23 protein-coding genes are annotated in these 25,928 nt (G+C 50.0%); 7 read left to right on the forward strand and 16 right to left on the reverse strand.

All coding sequences use genetic code 11. The features are described 5' to 3' along the window. Window positions 1–10: 10 nt before the first annotated feature. Window positions 11–1,570, forward strand: a complete 1,560-nt coding sequence (locus AWQ24_RS01470) for a WD40 repeat domain-containing protein (RefSeq protein WP_065715803.1) — start codon at window positions 11–13, stop codon at window positions 1,568–1,570. Between the two features lie 110 nt (window positions 1,571–1,680). Further along, window positions 1,681–3,174, forward strand: a complete 1,494-nt coding sequence (locus tag AWQ24_RS01475) for a type II CAAX endopeptidase family protein (RefSeq protein ID WP_232318847.1) — start codon at window positions 1,681–1,683, stop codon at window positions 3,172–3,174. On the opposite strand, the gene AWQ24_RS01480 is transcribed toward AWQ24_RS01475, so the two are convergent. The 4 genes from AWQ24_RS01480 to AWQ24_RS01495 are packed head-to-tail and all read right to left on the reverse strand — an operon-like array spanning window position 3,171 to window position 5,678. Beyond that, entirely contained in the window at window positions 3,171–4,121 is a 951-nt protein-coding gene (locus AWQ24_RS01480; protein ID WP_065715805.1) for a DUF4351 domain-containing protein, read from the reverse strand. The two genes, AWQ24_RS01475 and AWQ24_RS01480, sit on opposite strands and share 4 nt — an antisense overlap. A 31-nt stretch (window positions 4,122–4,152) precedes the next feature. Next, complete coding sequence (locus AWQ24_RS01485) at window positions 4,153–4,353, reverse strand: hypothetical protein (protein ID WP_012305911.1); 201 nt, start codon at window positions 4,351–4,353, stop codon at window positions 4,153–4,155. 53 nt (window positions 4,354–4,406) lie between these two features. Next, window positions 4,407–4,610 carry a sulfur carrier protein ThiS gene (gene thiS, locus AWQ24_RS01490; RefSeq protein WP_012305912.1) on the reverse strand — a complete coding sequence of 68 codons (204 nt, stop codon included), beginning with the start codon at window positions 4,608–4,610 and terminating at the stop codon, window positions 4,407–4,409. After that, window positions 4,611–5,678, reverse strand: a complete 1,068-nt coding sequence (locus AWQ24_RS01495; protein WP_065715806.1) for a thiamine phosphate synthase — start codon at window positions 5,676–5,678, stop codon at window positions 4,611–4,613. Between the two features lie 144 nt (window positions 5,679–5,822). Between AWQ24_RS01495 and AWQ24_RS01500 the strand changes: the two genes are divergently transcribed. Then, the gene (locus AWQ24_RS01500; protein WP_065717268.1) at window positions 5,823–6,479 is read left to right on the forward strand and encodes a 7-carboxy-7-deazaguanine synthase QueE; all 657 of its coding nucleotides are present in this window, start codon (window positions 5,823–5,825) and stop codon (window positions 6,477–6,479) included. Next, window positions 6,480–7,157 carry a 7-cyano-7-deazaguanine synthase QueC gene (gene queC, locus AWQ24_RS01505; protein WP_030006073.1) on the forward strand — a complete coding sequence of 226 codons (678 nt, stop codon included), beginning with the start codon at window positions 6,480–6,482 and terminating at the stop codon, window positions 7,155–7,157. A 57-nt stretch (window positions 7,158–7,214) separates the two neighbouring features. On the opposite strand, the gene grxC is transcribed toward queC, so the two are convergent. Beyond that, the gene (gene grxC, locus AWQ24_RS01510) at window positions 7,215–7,481 is read right to left on the reverse strand and encodes a glutaredoxin 3 (protein ID WP_012305916.1); all 267 of its coding nucleotides are present in this window, start codon (window positions 7,479–7,481) and stop codon (window positions 7,215–7,217) included. A gap of 205 nt (window positions 7,482–7,686) precedes the next feature. Between grxC and AWQ24_RS01515 the strand changes: the two genes are divergently transcribed. Further along, window positions 7,687–9,726, forward strand: coding sequence for a cation:proton antiporter (locus tag AWQ24_RS01515; protein ID WP_065715807.1), 2,040 nt, complete (start codon window positions 7,687–7,689; stop codon window positions 9,724–9,726). 41 nt (window positions 9,727–9,767) lie between these two features. Here the strand turns inward: AWQ24_RS01515 and AWQ24_RS01520 are convergent, their stop codons facing one another. From AWQ24_RS01520 to AWQ24_RS01570, 11 genes are all read right to left on the reverse strand, one after another. Beyond that, window positions 9,768–10,346, reverse strand: coding sequence for an HPP family protein (locus AWQ24_RS01520; RefSeq protein WP_065715808.1), 579 nt, complete (start codon window positions 10,344–10,346; stop codon window positions 9,768–9,770). A 263-nt stretch (window positions 10,347–10,609) separates the two neighbouring features. Next, window positions 10,610–10,885, reverse strand: coding sequence for a MoaD/ThiS family protein (locus AWQ24_RS01525; protein WP_012305919.1), 276 nt, complete (start codon window positions 10,883–10,885; stop codon window positions 10,610–10,612). Window positions 10,886–10,988: 103 nt separating this feature from the next. Continuing rightward, window positions 10,989–12,296 (reverse strand): threonine synthase, encoded by a 1,308-nt coding sequence (gene thrC, locus AWQ24_RS01530; protein WP_012305920.1) that lies wholly within the window; start codon window positions 12,294–12,296, stop codon window positions 10,989–10,991. Window positions 12,297–12,528: 232 nt separating this feature from the next. Next, window positions 12,529–14,079 (reverse strand): circadian clock protein KaiC, encoded by a 1,551-nt coding sequence (gene kaiC, locus AWQ24_RS01535; RefSeq protein WP_012305921.1) that lies wholly within the window; start codon window positions 14,077–14,079, stop codon window positions 12,529–12,531. A gap of 182 nt (window positions 14,080–14,261) precedes the next feature. Next, window positions 14,262–14,576: a circadian clock protein KaiB gene (gene kaiB, locus AWQ24_RS01540; RefSeq protein ID WP_030006078.1), complete on the reverse strand. Its 315-nt coding sequence runs from the start codon at window positions 14,574–14,576 to the stop codon at window positions 14,262–14,264. A gap of 66 nt (window positions 14,577–14,642) precedes the next feature. Next, window positions 14,643–15,542, reverse strand: coding sequence for a circadian clock protein KaiA (locus tag AWQ24_RS01545; RefSeq protein ID WP_065715809.1), 900 nt, complete (start codon window positions 15,540–15,542; stop codon window positions 14,643–14,645). Between the two features lie 160 nt (window positions 15,543–15,702). Beyond that, window positions 15,703–17,484 (reverse strand): glycosyltransferase family 39 protein, encoded by a 1,782-nt coding sequence (locus tag AWQ24_RS01550; protein WP_065715810.1) that lies wholly within the window; start codon window positions 17,482–17,484, stop codon window positions 15,703–15,705. A gap of 60 nt (window positions 17,485–17,544) precedes the next feature. Further along, window positions 17,545–20,247: a PEP-utilizing enzyme gene (locus tag AWQ24_RS01555; RefSeq protein ID WP_065715811.1), complete on the reverse strand. Its 2,703-nt coding sequence runs from the start codon at window positions 20,245–20,247 to the stop codon at window positions 17,545–17,547. Continuing rightward, window positions 20,244–21,422, reverse strand: coding sequence for an LL-diaminopimelate aminotransferase (locus AWQ24_RS01560; RefSeq protein WP_065715812.1), 1,179 nt, complete (start codon window positions 21,420–21,422; stop codon window positions 20,244–20,246). The genes AWQ24_RS01555 and AWQ24_RS01560 overlap by 4 nt, the downstream gene beginning before the upstream one ends. A 27-nt stretch (window positions 21,423–21,449) precedes the next feature. Further along, a complete protein-coding gene (locus tag AWQ24_RS01565; protein ID WP_012305927.1) occupies window positions 21,450–21,776 on the reverse strand; it encodes a co-chaperone YbbN in 327 nt (108 codons plus the stop codon). Window positions 21,777–21,990: 214 nt separating this feature from the next. Next, a complete protein-coding gene (locus AWQ24_RS01570; RefSeq protein WP_012305928.1) occupies window positions 21,991–22,794 on the reverse strand; it encodes a PspA/IM30 family protein in 804 nt (267 codons plus the stop codon). A gap of 554 nt (window positions 22,795–23,348) precedes the next feature. On the opposite strand from AWQ24_RS01570, the gene AWQ24_RS01575 reads away from it, so the two are divergent. Together AWQ24_RS01575 and trpB are read left to right on the forward strand one after the other, a co-directional pair. Then, entirely contained in the window at window positions 23,349–24,521 is a 1,173-nt protein-coding gene (locus AWQ24_RS01575; RefSeq protein WP_012305929.1) for an ATP-binding protein, read from the forward strand. A gap of 89 nt (window positions 24,522–24,610) precedes the next feature. Next, window positions 24,611–25,864 carry a tryptophan synthase subunit beta gene (trpB, locus tag AWQ24_RS01580; protein WP_065715813.1) on the forward strand — a complete coding sequence of 418 codons (1,254 nt, stop codon included), beginning with the start codon at window positions 24,611–24,613 and terminating at the stop codon, window positions 25,862–25,864. Window positions 25,865–25,928: the final 64 nt, after the last annotated feature.

Here is a 25,928-nt window from a genome sequence, read left to right on the forward strand (position 1 = left end):
TCATGTTTTGATGGGGAAAAAGCAGCAATGGTTGGAATTTGCAGAATTGGGTTTGCTGCTGCTGGTTTTCTTGGCGTGGATCTGGGATGTGATTCAAGGCGACGGTAATTCGACAGCTTCATTAGTCATATTCCTGCTCTGGATCACCCTAGGGCTAAATTTTTTTAACCGCATTGCCCATCAACGACACCAGCGGCGACAAATCCTGGGCATGGTGCGCAGCCTTGAGCAACGTTTACAAGGTCAGTTTCAAGGGCAACTGCAACCCCTCACTGAACAAATTCGCCAAGTGAGCCAAATCAATGCCAGCCTGGCCCAAATCGAAACAGATGGAGAAATGCAAACCTATCTGCGCAGTTTAGAAAAAGCCCTAACCAATGTGGTGCAGTATCTCAATGAAGCTGTCTTGGATGAACGACTCACGAATTTAGAACAGGAATTTTTACGGCAGCAACCTACCCCAGCCGCAAAATCTCCAGCCATCGCCCAAGCAGTTGCCGATGATCTAAAACCAGAGGCGATCGCCGATCCTTGGGCCACGGAAACACTCCCCGCTCCAGAACCACCCGCAGCACCGCAACCCAAGCAGCAATGGCAGTTAGTCGCTACTATCCCAGCCCACCGAGATTGTGTGAGTGCTTTAGCCTTTAGTGCCGATCAAAAATTTCTCGCGAGTGGCAGTTGGGATCATCAGTTGAAACTCTGGCGCGTAGACGATCAAAAGCAAATTTCCCAAGTGACCGCCCACGAACAGGGTCTTTTAAATCTAGCATTCATCCCCCCTGTGACCGGAGCCAAGGCGGAGACAGAACAAATAGAAACATTGGCGATCGCCAGTAGTAGTTTTTCACCGGAAGTTAACCTTTGGCACCTCGATCAAAGCCAAGCGGTGCCCCAACTCACGCTCCAAAAATCCCTGGAGGGACACCAAGGGGCCGTTTATGCCATGGCTTTGACTGGCCAACAAACACTCATCACCGGGAGTCATGATCAGACCCTGCGCCAGTGGCAACTTCAGGCTGGTAGCGTTTATCAACAAACCCTTGATCTCAATGATCAGATCCAGGCGATCACCCTGGCCCCCCAAGAAAACCTTTTTATTAGCGGTGGCACAGAGGGCATCCTCAAGTTTTGGCGCACCACGGATCATCGCTTACTCGGTAGTTTAAAAAATGATCCCCCCGCAGCCATTGCGGCGATCGCCATCCGCACCGACGGTAAATTGTTTGCTTCTGCTGGCGAACATGGCCTGATCCATCTGTGGCAAGTGGATCTCAATCATTTAGACGTTTTACCGGAAACTGTGCCTTGCTTCACCCTCGAAGCCCACGAAAAGCCCATTACTCAGCTTCTCTTTAGTCGTCAAGGTCATTTTCTCCTGAGCAGTAGCGTCGATGGCACGATTAAAATTTGGCAGTTAGGCATCCCTGAGCCTTTGACGACGTTAAATTTCAACACTCCCGACCAAGAAGATCATGTGCGTTTGCTGTCCCTAGCCCTCACTGCCGATGGGCGTACCCTCGCGGCGGGCGGTTCCGATGGCACAATCAAAATTTGGCAGCAAGTTTAATCAGATTTCATTCACCATGGTCAGCCAGGGAAATTATCCACCGTTAAATATTGATTCCGTGAGAAACAACAGGCTAGGCTAGATCCACTGTTTTTGTGCGGGTAGCTAACGTGAAGCGCGTAATTTTAATTCTGTTGACGATTATTACCCTGGTGCCGCTCCTGTCTTCGTTGTGGGCCAGTTTCCAGGAACCGCAGATCCAGGGCCGCCTCGAACTGTATCAAACCAACTTGGTGCTTCAGGCCGCAGAGTACGATCCCAATTCCACGGCCACGACTTCCCCTGAGGCGATCGCCACCCTCGTGACCCAACTAACGGGCCAAGATCCCTACAGTAGTGCGATCGCCCAGTACGAAAAGGTGCTCAGTAGTAGTGAAGCCCGCCAAAAACTCCTCACAGACTCCACAGAAACAAGCGCGACTCAAACCCAGGCGACAAAAAAGGCGATCGCCGAAACCGCCACCTTGATCGATGAACTCCAGCTCAGACTCGGGATTTTGTACGCCAGTCGCGGCAAGTTCGACCAAGCACAACAGCGATGGGAAGCCATTTCCGGAGAAGAATCTGATGGTTTGGCTCAAACTTTAGCGCCCCTCTGGCTCAACTCCCAAGCTCCCACTGACCCAGACGCCTTAACCCAGGCCCAGCTTGAAACCTGGTTCGAGCAACAAAATCTCCAAAAGCTATACCAAATTCAAGATAATCTTCCGGCACAGCAGCAACTCCAACAACAAATTCAACAGAATGCGCAACGGGCTTTTTTAAAATTAACGGTCATTACCGTCTTGCCCTTTAGTGTGGGGCTTTTTGGCTTGGGTTTTCTCATCTTTTTGGGCGTTCAGGCTTTCCGGAAGCAAGAAGCAGCCCTTTTGCACATTGATGATCAGGCGACTTGGAACACCCCCTGGAATGGAGAAATTATCTGGCAAGTTTTTATCGTTGGCTTCTTTCTCGTCGGTCAAATTATTTTGCCCCTTGTTTTACCTATCGCACTCCAGGCCTTTAGCATCGATGCCACCGCTTGGACAGTGCGTGAAAAAGCTGTTTATACCCTCATCACCTATTCACTGATGGCGATCGCTGGTTTAATCGTTCTAGCGGCTTCGGTTTGGAAATTTCGGCCCCTCCCCCAGGGCTGGTTTCAGGTGAAATGGCTGGATAACTGGACGGTATGGGGATTTGGAGGCTACATGGTGGCCTTGCCGCTGGTGTTACTCGTTTCCCTACTCAATCAACAAATTTGGCAGGGTCAGGGGGGCAGTAATCCGATTTTGTTTCTCGCCCTTAAAGCTCAGGATCAGGTGGCTTTAACGATTTTCTTTTTGACGGCCTCGGTGATGGCTCCCCTCTTTGAAGAAATTATGTTCCGAGGTTTTCTATTACCTTCTCTAACCCGCTATGTCCCAGTGTGGGGCAGCATTATTCTCAGTGCGTTTTTGTTTGCGATCGCCCACATGAGTTTGTCGGAAGTTCTACCTTTAATGACCCTGGGCATTATTTTGGGATTCGTTTATGTTAAATCCCGGAACCTGTTGGCACCGATGCTCCTCCATAGTTTGTGGAACAGCGGCACTCTATTGAGTTTGTTTATTCTCGGTAGTTAGGTAGGGTTGCCCTCGGTGGGATTTTCCCGTAACCAAGTTTCTAGTTCTGCGGCTGACTCAAACCCAAATAGGCGATCGCTTAGGGCATCCAGTTGAGTTAGATTCAGGGCCTGGATTTGTGGGGCGAATCCTGAAACTTGCTCCGGGAAGCGTTGCTGAACAAATCGCAAAATCAACTTGCAAGCCTCCTCCTGTCGTCCTTCCTGGCGGCCTTGCTGTAGACCTTCTTCCATCCAAGACGTGACAATTCGCAGCACCTGGGTTTCCTCCTGAGGCTGAATTCGGTGTAGTTCCTGCTCAAAGACCTGCTGCTCTGCCATATTTAACCTCAGATAGGTATCCACAAAACCCGACAACAAATGAATTCTGGCCGAATCTAAACGAAGCGTCACAATCATCCGTAAACATTCTAACTTGACCTTTGGGCGTTCCTCCGAGCTAAAGTTCATCTTTGCCATGAGCGCAGCCGCAACGGGGTTTGGTTGGCGGAGAAAGTCACGCCATGGCAAGCGGTTTAATTGAATAGTCTGGAAAGAAAACCTGAGAATTTCCTTGGAAGGAAAAGCCACCGAAAAAGTTTCCGGTTCTAGCCTCTGGGGAGAGCGGTAAGAAAATAAGGCAATGGGGTAAATGGGTAAACGATACTTTTCGTACAACCGCGCAAAATAGAGAAACATCCGTTCCGCAAAATCTGCTTGGGAGGTTGCTTGATTTTCAACGTGTACGAGAAAACAAGTCTCTTGGCCGCGAAAGTGAAGTTTCGCCACAATATCTACATTGCGACGCGTTTGGCCAGGTAGGTCATTGAAAACTTCTTGGGTAAGAAAAGTTAAGGAGTTCTGCTCGGCTGTTTCGAGGATTTCCGGCGCAAAAAGGGCGAGAAAATCCCAGAAAAAGGTCGTCAGCAACTCCTTAAACAACAAATCATGATCGATGGTTTGGGTCATGGTTCAACCGGAAAACCAAGGTAAAAGCAGTCTAAATTTCGTCGGGGATTACCCATTTGGGGGGTTCCATCATTTTCTTGAGGCGCGCCGCTTCGGCGATTTCGTGCATTTTGTCGATGGAGACGGTCTGCACAAATTCGCTGGCTTGGGCCGCATATTCTTTGTTGGGGCAGTCTTCCCCTAGGATGCAACCATTGACGCACTCAACGGCACAGTTTACGGTTTGACTCATTTTTCGCTCAAGGAGTTGAAGGTGTGTTGCTTTGTAGTGTAACGGTTTCAGCCTCAGCCACCACCAACAATGGTGACAATTTCTAGGCGATCGCCTGCTTGAATCAAGGTATGTTCCCAACGTTGACGGTGCAAAATTTCGCCGTTGTATTCCACTGCCACAAGGCGTGGATTCATGCCCAATTGCTCAAGACAGCGGGGTAAAGATAACTCACTCGCAATGGTTTTTAGTTCACCATTCACCCAAACATCGATCATTTATGCCGTGGCCTCCTCAAGGTTTTGTAGGGTTTGTTGGCGGTGTAATTGGGCCGCAAAAAACTGAGCTGTCAGGGTCGGGTCTTCACTCTGCATCAGTGCCCGCACCACTGCAACCCGTTCGGCTCCGGCGGCCAGAACCTCGCCGAGATTTTCGGTGTCAATGCTGCCGATCGCAAACCAGGGCACAGGACAATTTTCCCTGGCATGGCTGACATAACTGTGACCCGCAGCGGCTTTCCCCGGTTTAGTAGGGGTTTCATACACGGGGCCAACACCCACATAATCCGCTCCTTCACTCAATGCTTTTTCGAGTTCCTGGGGATTGGTGGTGGAGCGGCCAATAATTTTATCGGGGCCAAGGAGTTGGCGGGCCGTGGCAATGGGTAAATCCGTTTGGCCGAGGTGAACGCCGTCGGCATCCACGGCTAGGGCAAGATCCACACGGTCATTGACGAGGAATAAAGCATGGTAGCGATCGCATAATTTTTTCAGGGCGATCGCATTGGCAAACCGTTGTTCATCGGGGGTTTCTTTGTCACGGTATTGCACAATTTCAACGCCCCCCTGGAGAGCTGCTTCGGTCACTGCCAAGAGCTTTTCGTGGGGAGAAGTCACTAGATAAAGTCGTGCTTTTTCGAGACGTTGTTTCAGTTGGGGGCTAAAGAGTTGACTTTCGAGGGTATAGACCTGATACCGCATCTGTTTACAGGCGATCGCCATCTCCGTTTTGTAGAGTTTGGCGTACTCTTCTAGCACCCGGAGCGCTTCTTCGACCCGACAAAGATTGGCCCGGAGCAAATGATTAAGATCCGTGCGGCCTTCTTCCTGGGGATGACTGAGGCTGGTGCCTACATCGTTGGGCGTATCCCGTGCGGCGCGCAATTCGTCGTGATGCCATTGGGCCAGGGTTTGGCGCATTTCCTTGCAACGGGCGGCCAGTTCAGCATGGTTCAAGCCAAATCGAAACCATTCTTCAACAATGCGCAGTCCCTCCCTGGCTCGGTCAAGGTTGGCATCGAGGATGCGAAAAATAGCGGTGGTATCGGTGGAAGCAGGTTTAACCATGGTGACGGCGCACAAAACAGAATCGGCAGGCAAATTCTTACTTTATCGCATCTCCTAGGGGATCTCTGGATTTTGCCCCGGAGACAGGCGATCGCCTTTTAGAATACAGTAGTAACCCTGTGTTATTTTTTGTTGCCCAAGGCCATGGCCCTTCGTACTGTACCGCGACCCTTGCTTGATTTCGCTGATTCTTTAGAGATTGCCTCCTTCACCTATCCCGTCGTAGAAACCTTTCATTCGATCCAGGGGGAAGGCTTTTGGTTTGGCACAGCAGCTTTTTTCATTCGCCTCGCCGGTTGTGATGTGGGTTGCCCCTGGTGTGACACAAAAATTTCCTGGAATCCGAAACGTCATCCCCAAGTTTCCGTTGGTCAATTAAGAGATCAAGTGCAAGTGGCCCAGCCGAAGATCATTGTGATTACTGGTGGCGAACCTTTGATGCATGACCTTTATCCTTTGACGACGGGTTTAAAAGAAACGGGTTTGCCGCTCCACCTAGAAACCTCCGGTGCCCATCCCCTCAGCGGTCATTTTGATTGGCTGACCCTTTCGCCAAAACCCTTTAAAGCGCCTTTGCCGGAAATTTACGATCATGTCAGTGAATTAAAGGTCGTGATCGATCAAGCCACCGATTTCCAGTGGGCCGAAACCCAAGCCCAAAAAATTGCCGCAGAGATTCCGCAATATCTCCAACCCCAATGGGAAAATCCCGCCAGTCAGAGCCTTATTTTCGACTATATTCTGGCTCACCCCGAATGGCGTCTTGGTCTGCAAACCCATAAGTTTCTGGGGGTGCGCTAGATGAAACGGGCTGTTGTTTTACTCTCCGGTGGCTTGGATTCGGCCACCAGTGCCGCCCAGGCGATCGCCGATGGCTATGAAGTGTTTGCTCTCTCCTTTCGTTATGGTCAAAAACATAGCCGAGAATTGGTCGCCGCCCAGAAAATTGCCGAACATTTAGGGATCACCGAGCATTTCATCATGGATGTGAATTTGTCCCAGTGGGGCGGCTCTTCCCTAACTGACGTTAACCAAGCGATTCCCCAAAGTGGTGTCCAGACAGGAGATATTCCCTCGACTTATGTCCCCGGTCGTAATACAGTATTTTTGGCGATCGCCCTTTCCCTAGCAGAAGCGAAACAAGCCGAAGCGATCTACCTGGGGATCAATGCCGTAGACTATTCCGGTTATCCCGACTGTCGCCCCGAATATCTCGCCGCCTACCAGAAGTTAGCGGATCTCTCTTCTAAAGTTGGCATTGAAGGTCACGCGCCCCAATTGGTTGCGCCCCTTGTGCTTGATACCAAAGTAGAAATTATCCAAAAGGCAGTGAAATTGGGGGTTCCCATTGCCGAAACTTGGTCTTGTTACCAAGGGGGAGAACATCCCTGCGGCTTATGTGACTCCTGCCGCATCCGGGATGAAGCCCTGATCAAAGCGGGTTATCCAGAGCTAACGAGCCAGAACATTCAAAAATAACCAAACAAAAACCCCCAGACTGCAGCCGAGGGTTGGGGAAATTAGTGCTGGCCAAATTTAAGCTGCCTGCATCAGGAGATCGTCGAGTTTGCCTTGGTACTCTAGTTCATGGAGATCATCACAGCCGCCCACATGCTGATCGTTAATAAAAACCTGGGGGAGGCTACTGCGGCCATTGGCCCGTTCCGTCATCGCTTCCCGCGCTTGGCGATCGCCATCAATGCAATACTCTGTATATTCCACTTGTTTACTGTCGAGGAGATGCTTGGCCCGGATACAAAAAGGACAGGTGCTCCAAGTATAAATTTCAACGGTTGCAGCCATAATTTGGATTTTTCTGAAATGTAACAATTTATTTCAAGTTTAACGTTTCCTGGGCCTAAAAGCGGCGATGCCCTTTTCTCTCTGTAGGGAAATTTGAGCAAGCTTAAGGGCCAAAATTCCCTGTTTTTGCCATAAAATCGACAATTTATTTTCGTTATAAACTTCTTCCGCTACACTGGGAGGCTAGCCTTTTTCTCGGACTGCCATGGTTGCCGAATCGATCCAATACATCACAGAAAATCCGATTTTTACGTTTATTCTGCTGCTGTTAGTCTCCCTGACCATTCCCCCTATTTTTGAACGGCTGAATTTACCTGGCTTGGTGGGCTTACTCTTTGCAGGGATTATCCTTGGTGAAAATGCCCTAGGCCTCCTCGACTCAGAGAGTGAAACAATGGTTTTATTCTCGGAAGTGGGCAAAATTTACCTGATGTTTGTGGCCGGATTGGAAATTAATTTGGCGGAGTTTCGGAAAACCCAGGATCGCTCCATTGGCTTTGGTTTTCTGACATTTATTGTGCCGTTAACGATGGGAACGGTGGTCGGCCTAAGTTTCGATTTTGGTTGGAATGCGGCAATTCTTATTGGATCTTTATTGGCTTCCCATACGTTGCTGGGTTACCCAATTATTAACCGTTTGGGGATTCTCAATAATGAGAGTGTAACGGTCACGATTGGCGCGACGATTTTTACAGACATTGCGGCTCTTTTGGTGCTGGCGATCTGTGTGTCGATTCACCAGGGCGATTTTTCTACGGCTTCTTTGGTCTTGCAACTGGCGTTATTGGTGGGCTACGGAGCTTTGGTACTTTTCGGTCTGTCTTGGCTTGGTCGAGAATTTTTCCAGCGCAATGGGGATGAAGAGGGCAATCAATTTTTATTTATTTTGCTGGCTGTCTTCCTCGCGTCAGTGGGTGCCCAGGTGATCAATGTGGATAAAATTGTGGGGGCTTTTTTGGCGGGTTTGGCGGTCAATGATGTGGTCGGCAAAAGCCCGGTAGAGGAAAAAATTGAATTTGTGGGCAGTACGCTATTTATTCCGTTCTTTTTTGTGGGGATGGGGTTATTGCTCGATATTCCGGCATTTATTAATAATTTGCTCTATGAGTTTCCCCTCACGTTTTCGATTGTAGGTGGCTTGTTGTTGTCTAAATTTATTGCGGCGGCGATCGCCAAACAGATTTATCGCTATAGCTGGGCCGAAACCCTCACGATGTGGTCGTTGTCGATCCCCCAGGTGGCGGCAACCCTGGCGGCGGCCTTGGTTGGTTTCCGGGTGGGACTGATCAGCGAATCGGTATTTAATGCGGTGATCGTGCTGATGCTAGTCACTTCGATGCTGGGGCCGGTGTTAACCCGTCGTTTTGGTCGTTTATTACCCAGTATTGGCAAGGATCTTGCCCTGACAACGGTTAAGGTGTCGCCATCGACGGATCGGTTCAAAATTGTTGTACCCATTGCCAATCCCAGCACCAAGGATTATTTACTCGAAGCAGCAGGGCTTTTAACCCGCATTCGTCAAGGGGTTGTGATGCCTGTGTCGATTGTGACGGGCCACGCCCACATGGATGATCCGGCAGTGATGACGGGGATCGACCGGAGTCAAAGCTTACTCCAAGAGGCGATCGCCCAGGGGGAGCAACTGCAAATTACGATGCAACCAAAAATTCGCATCGATGACGATGTGGCCGCCGGGATCAGTCGCGTGGCCCGGGAAGAAAATGCCAACTTAATTTTGATGGGCTGGGGGAAAACCGAGGGCCTCAAAGCCAGGCTCCTGGGGACTTTAATTCATAATGTTTGCTGGTCGGCCCATTGCCCGGTGGCGGTCGTGCGTCTCTTGGATGACCCGAAAAATTTGCGGCGGATCATGGTGCCCTTCAAAGGGATCTCAGCCCAAAATTTACAGATAGTGCAATTTGCAGAACTTTTGGCGATCGCCAACCAAGCCGAAGTCACCGTCTTCCATGTGTGCGAAACCTGGATGACCAAAGACCAACGCAACCTACTCAAAGCCGACCTAGAAAATGCCCTGCAAAATGCCGGAATCACCACCAAAATGCAGATTCGGATCATCCGTTACCACGACGTGGCCAAGGCAATTCTCCATGACGCCAAAGACTTCGACCTTGTCATTCTGCACTCTACCCGTTACCGTACCGCCGGAGGCCTAGCTGTGGGCGATGTCACCACAAAAATTTCGAGCCAAATCCAAACATCCGTCGTCATTTTCAACGAACTCTAGCCCTCATTCGCCTAACAAAAGTAGCGTTTTTTTAGTTCAACCTAAAGCCAGTGCTTTGGATAAGGACGTCCTGGCACCACACGACTAAAAATTACCGTCAACCACACAATCAACACAGAACCGCATAAAGCAGGCGTCAAAATAAATTGCCAGGACGCATGGCTCAAAATACCAATTAAGGCTACGGCCCCCGAAGGCGGATGGACGGTTCGGGTCAGTTGCATGAGCTTAATCGTCACTGCCACCGCCAAACCCATGACCCAGGGAGCATCTCCGAACAAGTGAAATAACACCACACAACTGCAAGCCCCAATTACATTCCCCATGATCACGTTGCGGGGCTGGGCTAATGGACTATCCGGCACCCCAAATACCAGTACGGCCGTGGCCCCAAAGGGAGCCGCAATCAAAGGATAGGAACTATAAACCGAGATGTAAGCCAGGGTCGAAATACCAATAAAACTGCCTAAAAATGACAAACCAATATGTTGTCGGGAGAAGCTGGGTTGATGTCTACGGCTCTGTTGCAGCGTATAAAATTTGCGTCGCCACCGCCTCAAAATTGCTGTATTAGAACGTTTTTTTAATCGAATAGATGCCCGCCGGGGAAATGATGACATAAAACTTCCAATCAAGATCGATAGGATTGCTGGATTTTAATAACTTTGCTCCATGCAATTATTTAAATGTATCATGACGTTTTTGCATTTGTGGCTTTTTTATGAGATCAATTTTTAATTTCAAGGTCAACTTTTGCTTATAAAGTCAGCTAAAAATTAGCCTATTTTTGATCGAATCAAATGTCATCAACAAATCAAAAAATAAAAAACGAGGGAAGTATTCTTCCCCCGTAAAAAAGCATTCATGGTTATTACTCGAAACTTTAGCCCCCTGCCACAGCGGGTACAATGCTGACCTCATCACCGTCATTTAGAGCAGTATCGACACCGTTCAGAAAACGGATATCTTCTTCATTGACGTAGAGGTTTAAAAAGCGTCGAGGATTGCCCTGTTCATCACAGAGGCGAGCCTTAATGCCGGGGCAGTTTGCTTCTAGGGAATCGAGCAATTCTTTAATGGAAGAACCAGCGCATTCAACGGTGGGTTGATCCTTCGTAAACTTTTGGAGGGGAGTTGGAACTAAAACTTTAATTGCCATTTTGAGTCAGACAAATTTTTTTAAAACTAAACGATAAGGAACAGGGATTGGGTCAGATCTACCGTGCAGTGACAATGAGAAAAGACCCAATTTAGAACAGCAACTATACCAAAGTTTGCTGCCACTCTAGACGCTCGAGGGTACGGGCACGATCAAGAGCCTGCTCGAAACTTTCGAGGTTGGCTTCGATGGTGAGGGGTTCACCAGCAGCATTTTGTACTGCTTCTTGGGTCTTGAGGCCGTTCCCAGTGATGTAGACGACTGTCTTCTCGTCGGGGTTGATCTTGCCTGCTTCGACGAGTTTTTTCAAAACGGCAATGGTGGTGCCACCAGCAGTTTCGGTGAAAATGCCTTCTGTTTCAGCAAGGAGTTTGATGCCGTCAACAATTTCAGCATCGGTGACGTCTTCAATGTTGCCGTTGGTCTTGTTGGCGATTTCTACGGCGTAGACACCATCGGCCGGGTTGCCAATCGCAATGGACTTGGCGATCGTGTTGGGCTTAACGGGGGTGATGAAGTCGCGGCCTTCTTTGTAAGCTTGGGAAATGGGGGAACAACCTTCTGCCTGGGCGCCACTGAAGCGAACCGCTTTGTCTTCAACAAGACCGACTTTGACGAATTCGTTAAAGCCTTTGTAGATCTTGGTGAAGAGGGAACCGGAAGCCAGGGGCGCAACCACGTGGTCGGGGAGTTCCCAGCCAAGTTGTTCGATGACTTCATAGCCCAGGGTCTTGGAACCTTCGGAGTAGTAGGGGCGGAGGTTGATATTCACAAAGCCCCAGCCGTGGGAGTTGGCAACTTCAGAACAAAGGCGATTCACCTGGTCATAGTTGCCGTGGACGGCCATCAGAATGGGATTGTAGATCAGCGTGCCGAGGACTTTCCCGGCTTCGAGGTCGGAGGGGATAAAGACGCAACAGTCTAATCCGGCATGGGCGGCGATCGCCGCTGTGGAGTTTGCCAAATTACCAGTGCTAGCACAGGAAACGGTCGAGAAACCTAATTCGCGGGCGCGGGTCAGGGCAACGGATACCACCCGATCTTTGAAGCTCAGGGTGGGCATATTCACCGCGTCATTTTTAATGTAGAGCTCCTTGATGCCGAGGCGACGGGCCAAACGATTTGCTTTGAGGAGGGGGGTGAAACCAGTGCCCACATCAATGGGTTCCCCAGCAACGGGTAAAAATTCTTTGTAACGCCAGATGGACTTGGGGCCAGCTTCGATGCTTTCACGGCTCACTTTGCTGGCGATTTTCTCGTAGTCGTACTTCACTTCGAGGGGGCCAAAGCAAAACTCACACACGTGGAGGGCTTTGGGTTCGTACTCAGCGCCACATTCCTTACAGGCGAGGGCGGTGAAGTTGGCGGTGTCGAGGGAGGCGACGGCGGTATCAAGGGTTGCTTGCGTCATTAGGGTTTTCTCCGTTTCCATGAATGCTGAATGCTTAATTGAAAGCCATAGTAAACAGTTCTAAAATTGTCGTCAATCATACCCGATAAAAATAGTCGGGATTAAATCTGTGTAAAAAGAAAGAGGCGATCGCCTCTTCTCCCCCAAAAATATTCTCCCTTGGGAGAGATACCCGAAGGGTAGAGGGGGCTGCTCCCCTGGGGGAGATGCCGCTAGGCAGAGGGGGTAGGGGTTACTCCGGCAAGGTCTTATCCTGTACACCCCGCATAATCCGTGACAACTCCGACTTCTCATCCACGGCAATCCGGGTCGGCGAACCACTAATAATCCGTTCGTAGTTTCGGAAAGAATCCTTAATCGCTGCCCCACCTTCACTGATGGTGTATTCCCGAATGCCCTTGTCATGCCAAGATCCCCGCATCTTAAAGACGTTGATCGCCCGGGACATCTCGCCACGAATCTCGACATATTGCAGCATCAAAATCGTGTCCGTAATCGTCGAAATGTGGGATTCCGTAATCGAGTGGGCCCCCATAAACTGATCCGTTGTATTCGTAAAGAAGCCCGTGATCTCTTCCTGTTTCGCGTAGCCCGTTACCCCAATCACAAATTGGCGGAACGCATTATTGGTCACGCCCCGCGCTAACGCTGATAGTGAGTCAATCGCAATTCGGGACGGCTTAAATTCAGAAATTTCTGACTTAATCATCTGTAAGTGATCCTCCAGGCCCGCCGACTCTGGATAGGAACAGAGTAACTTGAGCAACCCTTTGCGTTCCATCTCCTCAAAATCAATCCCCCAGGAAGAGGCATTGCGCGATAACTGTGCCCGGGACTCTTCATAGGCAAACAGGATCGCCCGTTCGCCGCGCCGACAACCTTCTTCGAGGAACTTACTTACGAGTAAAGTCTTTCCAGTACCTGTGGCTCCCGTGGCTAGGATGATCGAATCTTTAAAGAAACCGCCGCCGCACATCTTATCCAGGGTTTCCACTCCAGAAGAAATCCGTGCATTAGAAGACCGCTGGGTCAGACGCATTGCCCCCAGTGGGAAAATATTGATCCCGTCGTTGGTGATCGTGAAGGGATATTCCCCCTTCATGTGGGTTGTTCCCCGCAGCTTAAGGATTTCAATGGTGCGTCGCCGCCGTTCCCCTTCTAGGACATTCCGCAGGATCACCACGTTATCTGAGACAAATTCTTCGACCCCAAAGCGGGCCACAGGACCATATTCATCCAGTCTTTCCGTGGTCATGATTGAAGTGACCGCAAGGTGTTTCAATCGCGCAACCAGGCGAAAAATTTCCCGGCGGACGACGGGGGCGGCATCATATTGTTGAAAAACCGCTGTCACCGAGTCAATGGAAACAAGCTTGGCATTGTATTTGCGAATCGCGTATTGAATCCGTTCAATCAAAGCAGATAGATCAAAGTTACCCACCACTTCCTGACCATCGGGATCGGGGGAGGCATCTAGGATAAATAACTTACCTTCATCAACGAGACTTTGGAGATCCCAGCCGAAACTATGGGCGTTCTGAATAATGTCTCGGGGGGATTCTTCAAAAGTGACAAAAAGCCCTGGGTAATCGAAATGCTTGATGCCATGGTAGAGAAATTGGATTGCCAATAAGGTCTTCCCAGTCCCCGAAGTACCACTCACTAGGGTTGTTCTGCCGGAGGGTAAACCACCATGACTAATCTCATCGAGACCTTCAATGAGGGTGCGGATTTTTTGGACGCCTTTGATGGCACCGTTATTAGAGGAGGTGGGCTGATTCATTACGACTTAGGGACTGGAGATATAAATAAAAAAATGAAGAGATTTAACTAGGGTTGTCCTAATGCAGGGAGAGCAAGCGCTTGAAACGCCATCTTTTTGGACGGCATAGCCTGATGACCCAACAAGACGAAGGAAGTATACGAAATCAAATGGCTTTATCCTACTAGAAAGTGCTCCTGTTCTTAAAGCTCTTCTTCCCGTTCTAAAAACTCTTCGTAAAGGAGATCGAGACCGATCAATACTTTTTCTCGGTCGGAGAGGTCACCGATGATCTTACGGACGGGGGGTGGAAGCACTTTGGAGAGGGTTGGTGTCGCCAAAATCTTATCTTCTTCGGCTAGTTGGGGGTTTTGGAGGACATCAATTACTTTTAGGGCATAGACCCCTTTAAAGTCGGTTTCTAAAATATTTTTTAAGGTTTTGAGGGCGCGGACAGAGTTGGGGGTATTGCCAGCCACATAAAGCTTTAAAACATAAGTTTTCTTTAGGAGGTTCATAGACAAGGCTGATGTGGGTAGGAATAGGGTTAGGTGCTAGGCGTCGTGGAGGGGAATGATTTCATCCTAGTCTATCCGAAATAGAAGTTCAAAAGGTAGATCTTCACGGGGGATAGAACGGCGATACATTTCACACAAGTGGGCGACGATATCGATGAGGGTAAGGCGATAGTCTAGGAGGATTTCTTCGCTTCTCCCTTCAAGTTTGAGCTGTTGGGCGAATTCGTCCATTAACTTCATGTGAGTTTCGAGGATATAAGAGACAGAAACATCGGCAAAAAAAGCCTGATTGACAAATTGATCAATGGCTTGATTTGTGGGGAGATCGCCACTGAAGTAGCTTAGGACAATATCGCGATAATCGGCGACAAATTGTTCCCGAAATTCTTGCTGTTCTTCGGGGGAAAGACTGCGATAAAAATATTTGGGATTGCGCTTGTAATAAACGCCGAGATAGCCTAATCGTTCCCGTAATTTTTCGGCGAGACGGCGCTGTTGTAACAGTAAAAAAGCTTGGTGGGTTTTATCGGGATCGCTGTGGTGGGGATCTTGGGGTTTGTCGCTCAGGGCACAGCTTGGGGCGAGGTGCAAAAATTGGGCGATCGCCTGGTCGATGGTCAACGATAAGTTTTCGAGATTGGCAAAATCTAGGTATTTTTCGGCACTATGGTAAAGCTGTTCGGAGACATCTTCTTGGGAAATTTCACAGGCGGTGGTCGGCCCAAGAAAGACACAGGGGAGTAAAATTCCACTCTGAGTTAAGCGCTCAAAATAGTCTTGGTTTTCTTTTCCTTGAACAACCACAAGGCAGTCAATTTGTTCTTTATTTGCCTCAAGAAATGCCAGGAATTTTTGGCCATAGTCAAGGAGCTTGATCTGATAGCGATCGCCTGTCAATTGAGCTTCAATTTTTCCGGGTTGAAAACCAGGAGGTGTAACTAGATAAAGGGAGAGTTTAGAAACCAAAGTAGACCGACCAACATCGAAATAAGCTTAAGTTAAAGGATAGCTTTCTTTTAATAATGGGACAATTATAAAGATAAGCTTAATTTTTTGCTTGCTTGGGGTTACGGTAACATCTTTTGTCAAAATAGGCTGAGATTTTACCGGAAATTTAGCGCCAGTATTATTTTTGTACCCGCAACAGTTCGTAGGGCGATCTTTCCAGGAGGAGATCAAGGGTTTTGTCCCCTAGGGGAAGTTCTGGGCGGGTGGATGTGCGCACCACCAACAGAAAAGAAGAATTGGCCTGGGTTAAGGTGCTGTCGATGGCGGCGAGTTCCTCTTCTTTATCATCGTCAATAAAGAGAATATCTTGGCCTGTATAGAAGACGAGGCTCGGCTTTTCAAACCCCACCATCATCACTGTTTCGTCAGGCCGCTGCTGGACTGTAATGGTATCGGCAATTTCCCGGAGACTGGCTTGGCGAGCTTGATCCAGCAAGGTGCTGGCGGGTAGTAAAACAAAGACAATAAATGCCACCATAATCGCCCCATTAGCTAGCCAGATTCCCAGGCGCGATCGCCACACACAAACCGCAAGAACAACCGCCCCCAGGAGCCAAATCCCAAAGCCCCACCAAGCAAGGTTTGATTGGGCATAGGTCGTAGCCAGATCCGGGGCCGCAGGATCATAACCAATGACTTGGGGACTATAGATCATAAACCCGCTGAGAATCAGCAACAGCCCCACATTGGCGATCGCACTCCAACGGAATCCTGTCGAGGGTTGCCGGGGCGTTTCAATAACATGGCTGAGAAACAACGCCACCAAAATTGCGGCGGCGGGCAAGAGGGGAATCGTATAACTCGGTAGTTTGGTGACGGCGATGGTAAAGAAGCCAAAAATCACCCCAAACCAAATGCTTGCAAAGACGGCAAGGTGGGTAGAACGCGCTTCCTGCCGCCAACGGGCCGGACGATGTAACTTGAGTCGGGCGATCGCCGCTGGTAGATACACAGACCAGGGCAAAAACCCCACCAATACCACTGGAAAATAAAAATACCAGGGAGCATCGTGGCCATTGACCACCCCCGTAAACCGATCAAAATTGTGGTAACCAAAAAAACTATCAATGTACGCTTGGCCATTGCGAAGAGTCACCAGGACAAACCAAGGTAAGGCGATCGCCGTGAAGATCAAAGCCCCAGTCAAGGGTTTCGCTTCCCCCAGCAGTACCTCGCGAAACTTGCCGACATAGAGCAAAAAGAGCATGATCACAAGTCCCGGCACTACGATCCCCACCGGCCCTTTGGTCAAGACTGCACAGGCAAATAACGCGTAAGCCGCCATGTACCAGCTATTGGGTAACCAGCGATTGATCGGCTGTCCGCCGCTACCATAACCATAGAAAAAACAAATCAAGCCCCCACTAAAGCAGCCATTAAGGAGCATATCGGAGACCCCCTGCCGCGCCCAGACAATGGTTTGTAAGTTCAAGGCGATTAAGCTACTGCCGATCCAAGCTGCCAGCCAGAGTTTGCGTTGGGTATTAGGAGCTTCAGGACTTTGGGCCGCCGTTGTTGTGCCAAAACCAAACTGACGCAGTACCACAAAGACTAAGACCATTAAACCAAGGGCCGCAAAGGCAGAGGGTAATCTGGCCCCCCAGGCATTCACCCCAACAATTTTGTAGGCGATCGCCATCAGCCAATACACCAGGGGCGGCTTATCAAAGCGGGTGGCATCGTTGTAATAGGGCGTAATCCAATCCCCTGTGGCTAACATCCGTCGGGCCGCATCCGCAAACATGGGTTCCGTTTCATCCACGAGGCCCACAGCGCCAAGGTGCCAAAAAAAAGCGAGTCCCCCCAGGAGACCCAAGGCGATCGCCGAAATGATCCCCGTGGTTTTTGGGAATTTCTCATAGCTGTAGTACCAACGACGAACAGAATCAAGGGGCGACATGGGCAAATTGGAGTATTTTAAGTAAAAAACTTCAGCGATTGTAACCTGCTACGTGGGCAACTAATTCGCATCCGTAGACAGGGCTTCTGGATCTAAAAGTTCCACCTGACCCAGGCGACCGTCGAGGCGTACCCATTGGCCTGGTTGGAGAAGCTCAAGGGCCATGGCGACATTAGCAACCATCGGAATTTGGTGTTGGCGGGCCAAACTTGCTCCCTGGGAGAGCATGCCCCCCTGGGTTGTGATAATGCCGCTGACCTCCTTGAGATGCTCTAGAAAATGTTCATCAATGTAAGTGGTCACCAAAATATCATTGGGACTCCAGGACATGACCCTTTCCCCAGGTAAACAGCGATGGACACGGCCAATCACCGAGCCACTACTCACCGCTTGACCCTGGAGTTTTTGTAAAAAACAACTACTCGAAACATCTTCTTTCGTGGTCAATTGACCGTAGATAATCTCTGGGGGAAGCCCCTGCTCTTGGTTTAGATTCATTTGCGATCGCCGATATTGAATTTTGAGCTGGAGGCGGGAAAACTCCTGGGATTGGGGGGCATTAATTAAGGCCTTTACCTCCGGGAGCTTGAGCCAAAAAATATCCTGGGGCTGCTCTAGATAACCTTGGTTTTGCCAAATCTGGGCGATCGCCAAAAAATGCCAGCGCAACTGAGCCAAGAACGTTTCACAAAGCCCTCTCACCGCTTCCTGTTGACGGTAGATCTGCTGGAGTTGGCGCTGGGCGGAGCTAAGGTCAAGGGGAGAAATGGCGGTGCGCGGCTGGTTCACTAAATCCGTTAATTGTTGGCGGATCGTCCCCGAATCTTCTCGCCAGCGCCGCTGGGCCAACTCCCAAGGGAAATCTGCCCCATCCCCATGCTCCTTCAGCCACTGATTTAAACGACCAAACAAATGTTCACCATCGGGTAGCTCTGCGAGTTGGGCAAATAAAGCCGCCCGTGTAAAGGGTTCAACGACCCCCTGGCGTGGTTCCCCTGTGGTGCGGAGGATCCCCCGGATATCCACGGCCAACTGATTGAGGGCTTGGAATTTGGGGGGGAGCGGCGGCAGAAAATGGGACAGCCCTGTGGTCAAACGGCGACGCCAAAGAATCACCTCGCCCCGGAGCCAATAGCCAAGCAGGAGTTCCAGCATCTCTGTAATTTGCTCGACATTTTGCACCAAGTCCGCCAGGCTGAGGGTCGAAAGATCATTGCGGCTGATCATTTTGATCGTTTTTAGCAGGGGATAACAAAGGCGCTCCGCTTCCTGCTGAAACTCTGGGTACCATTGCCAATCCCAACGCAAATAGCGGTAACAGAACAGAGGATGGCGCAGGCCAAACAGCAGACAGCCCAGCCGGGATTGGAGGTCGCTAAATTCAAAATTTTCCCGGCGGCAGACCCGCTCCCAAAAGCTGCGATTGAGATAGCTATATCCCCGATGATGGGAAATCAAGGCGATGTTCTGGAGATTTTCGCGCCCTTCCCACAGGGCATCATAGATACTGGCGATCGCCCCTGGTGCCGTGACCTCTAATAGGGAAGCGCTCAAAGGGGATAAAGGTTTGGGGAAATGGCTCGCAATCTCTTCCCTCGTCCAGACCGGATGGAGATGATAGATCGGCCGCACCCGCAAAATCCAAATATCCTGGCCCGTAAAACACCATTCCAGGGCCTGGGGGCTGCCCTGTTGATGTTCCAACTGACGGCTGAGGTGGGCCACTTCCTGCAAAATATCCAGGGGAGGGTGGTTAGCATAGGGTTTCCCGCCCAGGGGCTGGGGTGAATCCAGACCGTAGTACAGCAAAAATTGGCCTTCTCCAATTACGAGCGGCGTAATAAAATCTCGGACAACTTCTGTGAGGGGATCCTGGCGCTTGTAGGGGAGCGGTGGGCGACTGTAGGTAATGCCAGACCATTGCACGGTGGGTTGGGCTTGCACCAGCAGTGCTTGTTTCCCCACTGCCGTTTGACTAAAGCCATTCACCAGGGCAACTTCCAAGGCTTCTGGGCTGGTGAGTTGCTCCGTGGGAATCTGAAATCTGGGAAGGACTTTTTCGCTGGAGAGACGCACCATATAGGGGCGATCGCCACTGGGTTTTAGTAAATCAACCAGTCGTTTAAAATCATCCCCTGGTTTCAGCACCCACCCTGGCAAAACGGGATAACCCAAATATTTCAATTGACTGAGGGTCGCCGCATCCTGGCCCACTTGGGGGCTACTGAGGCGCTGATCGAGGGAGAGAAAGCCGGATTCAGGCCGAAAAATTTGCCAAACTTGCCGACTATTTGTTGTCTGTTGACTTAACCAGCCCAGGAGTCCCCCCAGGGCGATCGCCGCGACCCAATAGCCCGGCACCGCACCGTGGCGGATCGTGAGAGCCACAAAAATCAAAGTCAAAACGGCCCAGATCCCCAGGCGAATTTGTCGAAATACCGTCAAGCCCACCAAGCCAATAAAACTGACAATGGGGGTAATCTGCCAATCATGGAGTAACAAGCCTCCCCACACCGCCGCAAAAGCTAAGTCTTGGGTGCGCCAATAGCGGCCCATCATAAAAGCTAAAAGACTGATGAGTTCCCAAGGGGATTGGTACGGGAAAAAATACCGGGTGAAGAGCACCACAATTATCCCCAGGAGACAATCTCCCAACAGTTGCCTAGGGGGATGGCGATCGCCCCAGGGCAAAATACAAACTGCACCGAGGGTTGGGATTAAAGTGAAAATGATTAGACAACCCCAGACCTGCGTCAATGTCATGGTTGTGGCGAAAGGAATGTTTGGATCCGGCGCACGGCTTCCCGCAGTACCGCTGGTTCCTGAACGAGGGCAAAGCGGACATAGCCTTCCCCTGTTTTACCAAACCCTGATCCTGGCGACAGGGCAATGCCCGTTTGAGCCACCAATTGGGTACAAAATTCCAAAGAAGTTCCTGACCAAGCTTCTGGCAACTTGGCCCACACATAGAGGGTCGCCCCAGGCTTGGGTACAGACCAACCGTGGTCATTGAGGGCTTCGACGAGGGCATCCCGGCGGGCTTGGTAAACGCGTACGTTTTCCGCGATGGTGGCTTGATCTCGTTGGAGAGCGGTGATCGCCCCGTTGAGAATTCCTTGGTATTGGTTAAAATCAACCACCGCCTTAATTTGGCGTAGGGCTGCAATCAGTTGGGCATTCCCCACCGCAAAGGCAGTACGAAAGCCTCCCATATTAAAGGACTTTGAAAAGGTAAAAAATTCAATGCTACAGGTTTTTTCCGGATCGGCCTGTAATACCGACGGTGGTGCCGTTTCCCCAGCGAAATAGATGTCATTGTAGGGAAAATCATGGATCAGTGCCAGATCATGGGCCTGGCAAAATGCCACCGCTTCCCGGAAAAAATCGAGCGTGGCGATCGCCGTCGTGGGATTGTGGGGATAACTGAGAATCATTAAGCGACTTTTCGCCAAAATATCCTGGGGGATCGCCGCAAATTTCGGCAAAAAATGATGTTCAGCGGTGAGGGGCATAAAGTAACTTTCGCCACCCGCCAGCGCCACCCCACCCGCATAGGAGGGATAACCCGGATCCGGCAGTAGAGCATAGTCACCGGGGTCGAGCAAGGCCAGCGGCAGGTGGGCCGTCCCCTCCTGGGAACCGATCAGTGCCAAGACTTCAGTATTCGGATCAACGGCGACCCCATAACGCTCGGTGTACCAAGTGGCGATCGCCTCCCGAAAAGCCTGGGTATTGCGGTGGAGGACATACCCATGGGTTTGGGGGTCTGTTAATGCCTGGGCGATGGTTTCCGTGGCGATCGCTGAAGCAGGGAGATCAGAAGAGCCGAGGGATAGATCAATTAAATCCTGACCCGCTGCCACCGCCTTGGCCTTGGCCCGGTCCATATCTGCAAACACATTTGCCGAAAGCCGTGATAACCGCTGGGAAAAATGCATAGGGGCAAATCAAATCGCTGAAAAATATTACAGTTGGGCTTCAACAAAATCCTTAAGACCCTGCTTCGTAATCGCCCCCTCATGGCTCGCCACAACCTTCTGGGCCTTAAAAAAGCGCAGGGCCGGCACCCCCTCCACTTGGCATTGGGCAACGGCTTCCGGATTGGGGTCTACTTCGAGCTTAACGACTTTTAGGCGATCGCCATACTCCTGGGCGGCCCAACTGACCGAGGGCGAAACTAACCGACAAGGCCCACACCAACTGGCCCAAAAATAGACCAAGATATCTTGATTGACGTTGAGGACTTCCTGCTCAAACTGGGAATCGGTAATTTCCAAAACGCTGCCACTCACAGGGGGTGAACTCCTTGATTACTTACAAAATGAAGACAGTTCCTTACGTTAACAGTTTTCGGCGATCGCTGGATCAATGGATTTACGAACAGCCACAAAACTCCATAAGCAAACTAGGTAGGAGTTCTTTGGACTTCTACCCAGCCAAGTAATATGTTTGTAAGGTTTCAAGACCCAAAAACCAGGATAAAGATCCCCTCCTCAAGGCGAGATCCTAGAGATTTTTCATTTGGGTGCGTAGGGCCTCCAGCTCAGCATCCACCGCCGCAAAATCAGCATCCGTTGGTTCGGGAGTTTCGACGGGAGTATCGGATACTTCTTCCATTTCATCCACCATTTTGGCCGCTTCTAGGGCTGGTGCTTCCTGGGAAGCCGCTTTGAGCATCGCCAACTCATCATCAATGGAATTGGAGGCTTCGAGTTGGGCAAATTCTTGATCTAAACTGGCACTACCCAAGACATTGGTTGCTTCAGATTGGGCTTCGAGTTCCATGATTTTGTCCTCCATCCGCTCGAAGGCACTCATCGCACTGCTGGTGTCGATGTTGTTCATGGTGCTCTGGAGCTGAGCATTCGCTTTCGCTGCATTGGCCCGGGCCTTGAGCATATCTTTTTTGGTCTTGGCCTCTTGGATTTTGCTTTCTAGGGCAAGGAGGTTTTCCTTGAGGGTTTTTACCTGGGCATTTTGTTGGGTCAGTTGCTGTTGGAGGACTGCTGCGGTGTCCGCAAAGGTTTTTTTCCGGACTAGGGCTTCCCGGGCAAGATCTTCTCGACCGTTCTTAATGGCTAATTCTGCTTTCTTTTGCCAAGTGGTCGCTTCGGTTTGGTTTTTGATCAGCTGTTGCTCAGTTTTTTTCTGGGCGGCGATCGCCCGGGCCACCGACTGGCGTAATTGCACCAAACTTTCCCCCATATCGGCAACGGCCTGTTCCAATATTTTTTCGGGGTCTTCGGCCTTACTGACCATATCATTGAGGTTGGCTTTAACAACACGACCAAGACGATCTAAAAATCCCATGATGCTATATCTCTATACGTGATTGAGTGCAATTTAAACTGTGACTTACTCTGGCAAAGGGGTAAGCATACTCCTTTACATTTTAATCACTCCTTTGGTTTTCTATGGTAGTCGCTTCTACTGCTTGGGTCATTGGCTAAGAAGTTCGTCGGGCGTAAATACCCAAAGGGAAGCTGTATTCACCCGCAAAGATTGCATCTTAGTGTAGTCGGTAGTCAATGCGAGTTCGATTTTCTAAGTTTAATTTTTAAGACCACACTGCTATCTTGGTTGGTTTTCGTATTATTTTGAGATTAGTAAAACAAAGTATGACGATATCTAATCAATATCTAACCAATGGGGGAAAGCCTAAATAGGTTATTGTAAGATAGTGACTTTCCTGGAAAAATCATCCTCGTGAAAATTCAGCACCAGTTGTAAATCGAAGGAATATAGATTCCTGATATCGATGCAAGTAGGCGGGTAACGGCCACTTTTCAAGGGAAAAGCCTGGGGTGAAAAAGCGAGATTGCAAGTGAATTTGGCCTGACTTCCCCAACTGTCGCGACTAAACTATGCACTTAGATGATCTACATATTCTGCTCATTGAAGATAATTTGGCGGAAGCTGAATTGTTAGGGGATCTACTGGCAGATATTGAGATGGTGCAGTGCGATATTGTGCATTTTGCCCACCTCGAAAAGGCGATCGCCTGTCTTGAAGACCAAACCTTTGACGTGATTTTGCTCGATTTGAGCTTGCCCGACAGCCAGGGCCTAAGCTCTCTCCCGATGCTGATGGGCATTGCTCCGGACGTTCCCATTGTGGTGCTGACGAATACCAATGATGCCGAGTTAGCCCTCGAAGCGGTGCACCAAGGAGCCCAGGATTATTTAATCAAAAAAAATATCGCCTTTGACCAAGAGACATTACTCCGCTCAATTCTCTACGCCATCGAACGCAAGCGAAATCAACAGGCCCTCAAGTTAGCCAACGAGCGACTCCGGCAAGAGATGAAGGCCCGCGAAGCAATGCAGATCAAACTTGAACAATCCAACCAGGAGCTTGAACAGTTTGCCTATATTGCCTCCCACGATTTGAAGCAACCCTTAGCGAGTATTTACTCTTGGTCTCAACTGCTCCAGGTGCGCTACGGCAATTGTCTGGATGAAAAAGGGAGTAGTTACCTCAATGCGATCCAAGATTCCGTGCGCCAGATGACCCAGCTCATTGAAGATCTTTTAACCTATTCGCGGGTCGATCGAGTAGAAAATACGGCGGTAGACGTAGATTGTAATTTAATCGTTCATCAGGTTTGTAATCGACTCAGTTCGGCGATCGCTCAACAAAGTGCCAAGCTCACCATTGATTCCTTGCCCACCATTCAGGGAAATCCTCTACAAATCAGTCAAATTTTCCAAAATTTAATCGAAAATGCCCTCAAATATTGCCGGGAAGAGGTGCCCCCCCAGATTCGGATCAGTGCCGTCCAAAACGATAACCACTGGGTTTTTAGCTGCCACGACAATGGCATTGGCATTGAAGCCGATTATTTTGAGCAAATTTTCTACGCTTTTAAACGCCTCCATTCCCAGAGTCAATATTCCGGGACAGGCATTGGCCTCGCCGTCTGTAAAAAAATTGTGCGCCGTTATGGTGGTGAAATTTGGTTGACTTCTACCTTTGGTGAAGGCTCTACTTTTTACTTTTCCTTTCCGATGCAATCTTCCCCCAAGGACAATGCCTAGGAAGCAGCTCTAGGGTATCTGCGAGGGAGTTTGATCAAGTTACAATAAAGCTGACCCAGACCTAGTTGATTTCACCTGATACAGACACCGTGACTATTTCTCCCATTTCTCCCCAAGACACTACCTTTAACCCCAATCAACCCGATGCCTTTGGGCGTTTTGGGAAATATGGTGGTAAATATGTGCCTGAAACCTTGATGCCCGCTTTGGCTGAGTTAGAAGCGGCCTATGCCCAGTATCGTAACGACCCGACTTTTCAAGCAGAATTAGCTGGGCTGCTAAAAGATTATGTTGGTCGCCCCAGTCCCCTTTATTTCGCGGAACGGCTGACGGCTCGCTATGCTCGCCCCGATGGTTCTGGCCCGCAAATTTACCTGAAACGGGAGGATCTCAACCACACGGGTGCCCACAAAATCAATAATGCGATCGCCCAGGTCCTCCTCGCCAAACGCATGGGCAAAAAACGCATCATCGCCGAAACTGGTGCGGGTCAACATGGCGTTGCCACAGCGACGGTCTGTGCCCGGTTTGGGCTGGAATGCATTATCTATATGGGGGTGCAGGACATGGAACGCCAAGCCCTCAATGTCTTCCGGATGAAATTATTAGGAGCTACCGTCCAACCCGTAGAAGCGGGCACTGGAACCCTCAAAGATGCCACCTCCGAGGCTATTCGGGACTGGGTAACAAATGTAGAGACAACCCACTATATCCTCGGTTCCGTAGCTGGCCCCCACCCCTACCCGATGATGGTGCGAGATTTCCACGCGATCATTGGTGCCGAAACTCGCCAACAATGTGCAGAAAAATGGGGTGGTCTGCCGGATATTCTGATTGCCTGTGTGGGGGGAGGTTCCAATGCCATGGGGCTTTTCCACGAATTTGTTAAAGATTCGACCGTGCGCTTAGTTGGTGTTGAGGCCGAAGGGTCTGGGATCACCAGTGGTCACCACGCCGCCACCCTCACCCAAGGGAAACCAGGGGTCCTACATGGGGCCATGAGCTACCTATTGCAAGACACCGAAGGCCAAGTTGTCGAGGCTCATTCCATCAGTGCGGGCTTAGATTACCCTGGCGTCGGCCCGGAACACAGCTACCTCAAAGATACTTGTCGGGCTGAGTATTACAGTGTCACTGACCAAGATGCAGTGGCTGCCTTCCGACGGGTGTCCGAGTTAGAAGGAATTATTCCCGCCCTGGAAACGTCCCATGCCTTTGCTTATTTAGAAACCCTGTGTCCCCAGTTGTCGGGCAGTCCGCGCATTGTGATCAACAGTTCTGGTCGGGGTGATAAGGATGTACAAACAGTGGCAAAGTATCTCGATCGCCATGGTTGGGACTAGAGAAATTCGAGATTAAAGTCTAAATTGCGGTAAACAATGAGGGGGATTGATTGTAATCCCTCTT

This window comes from Picosynechococcus sp. PCC 8807, from assembly GCF_001693295.1.
GTDB lineage: Bacteria > Cyanobacteriota > Cyanobacteriia > Cyanobacteriales > MRBY01 > MRBY01.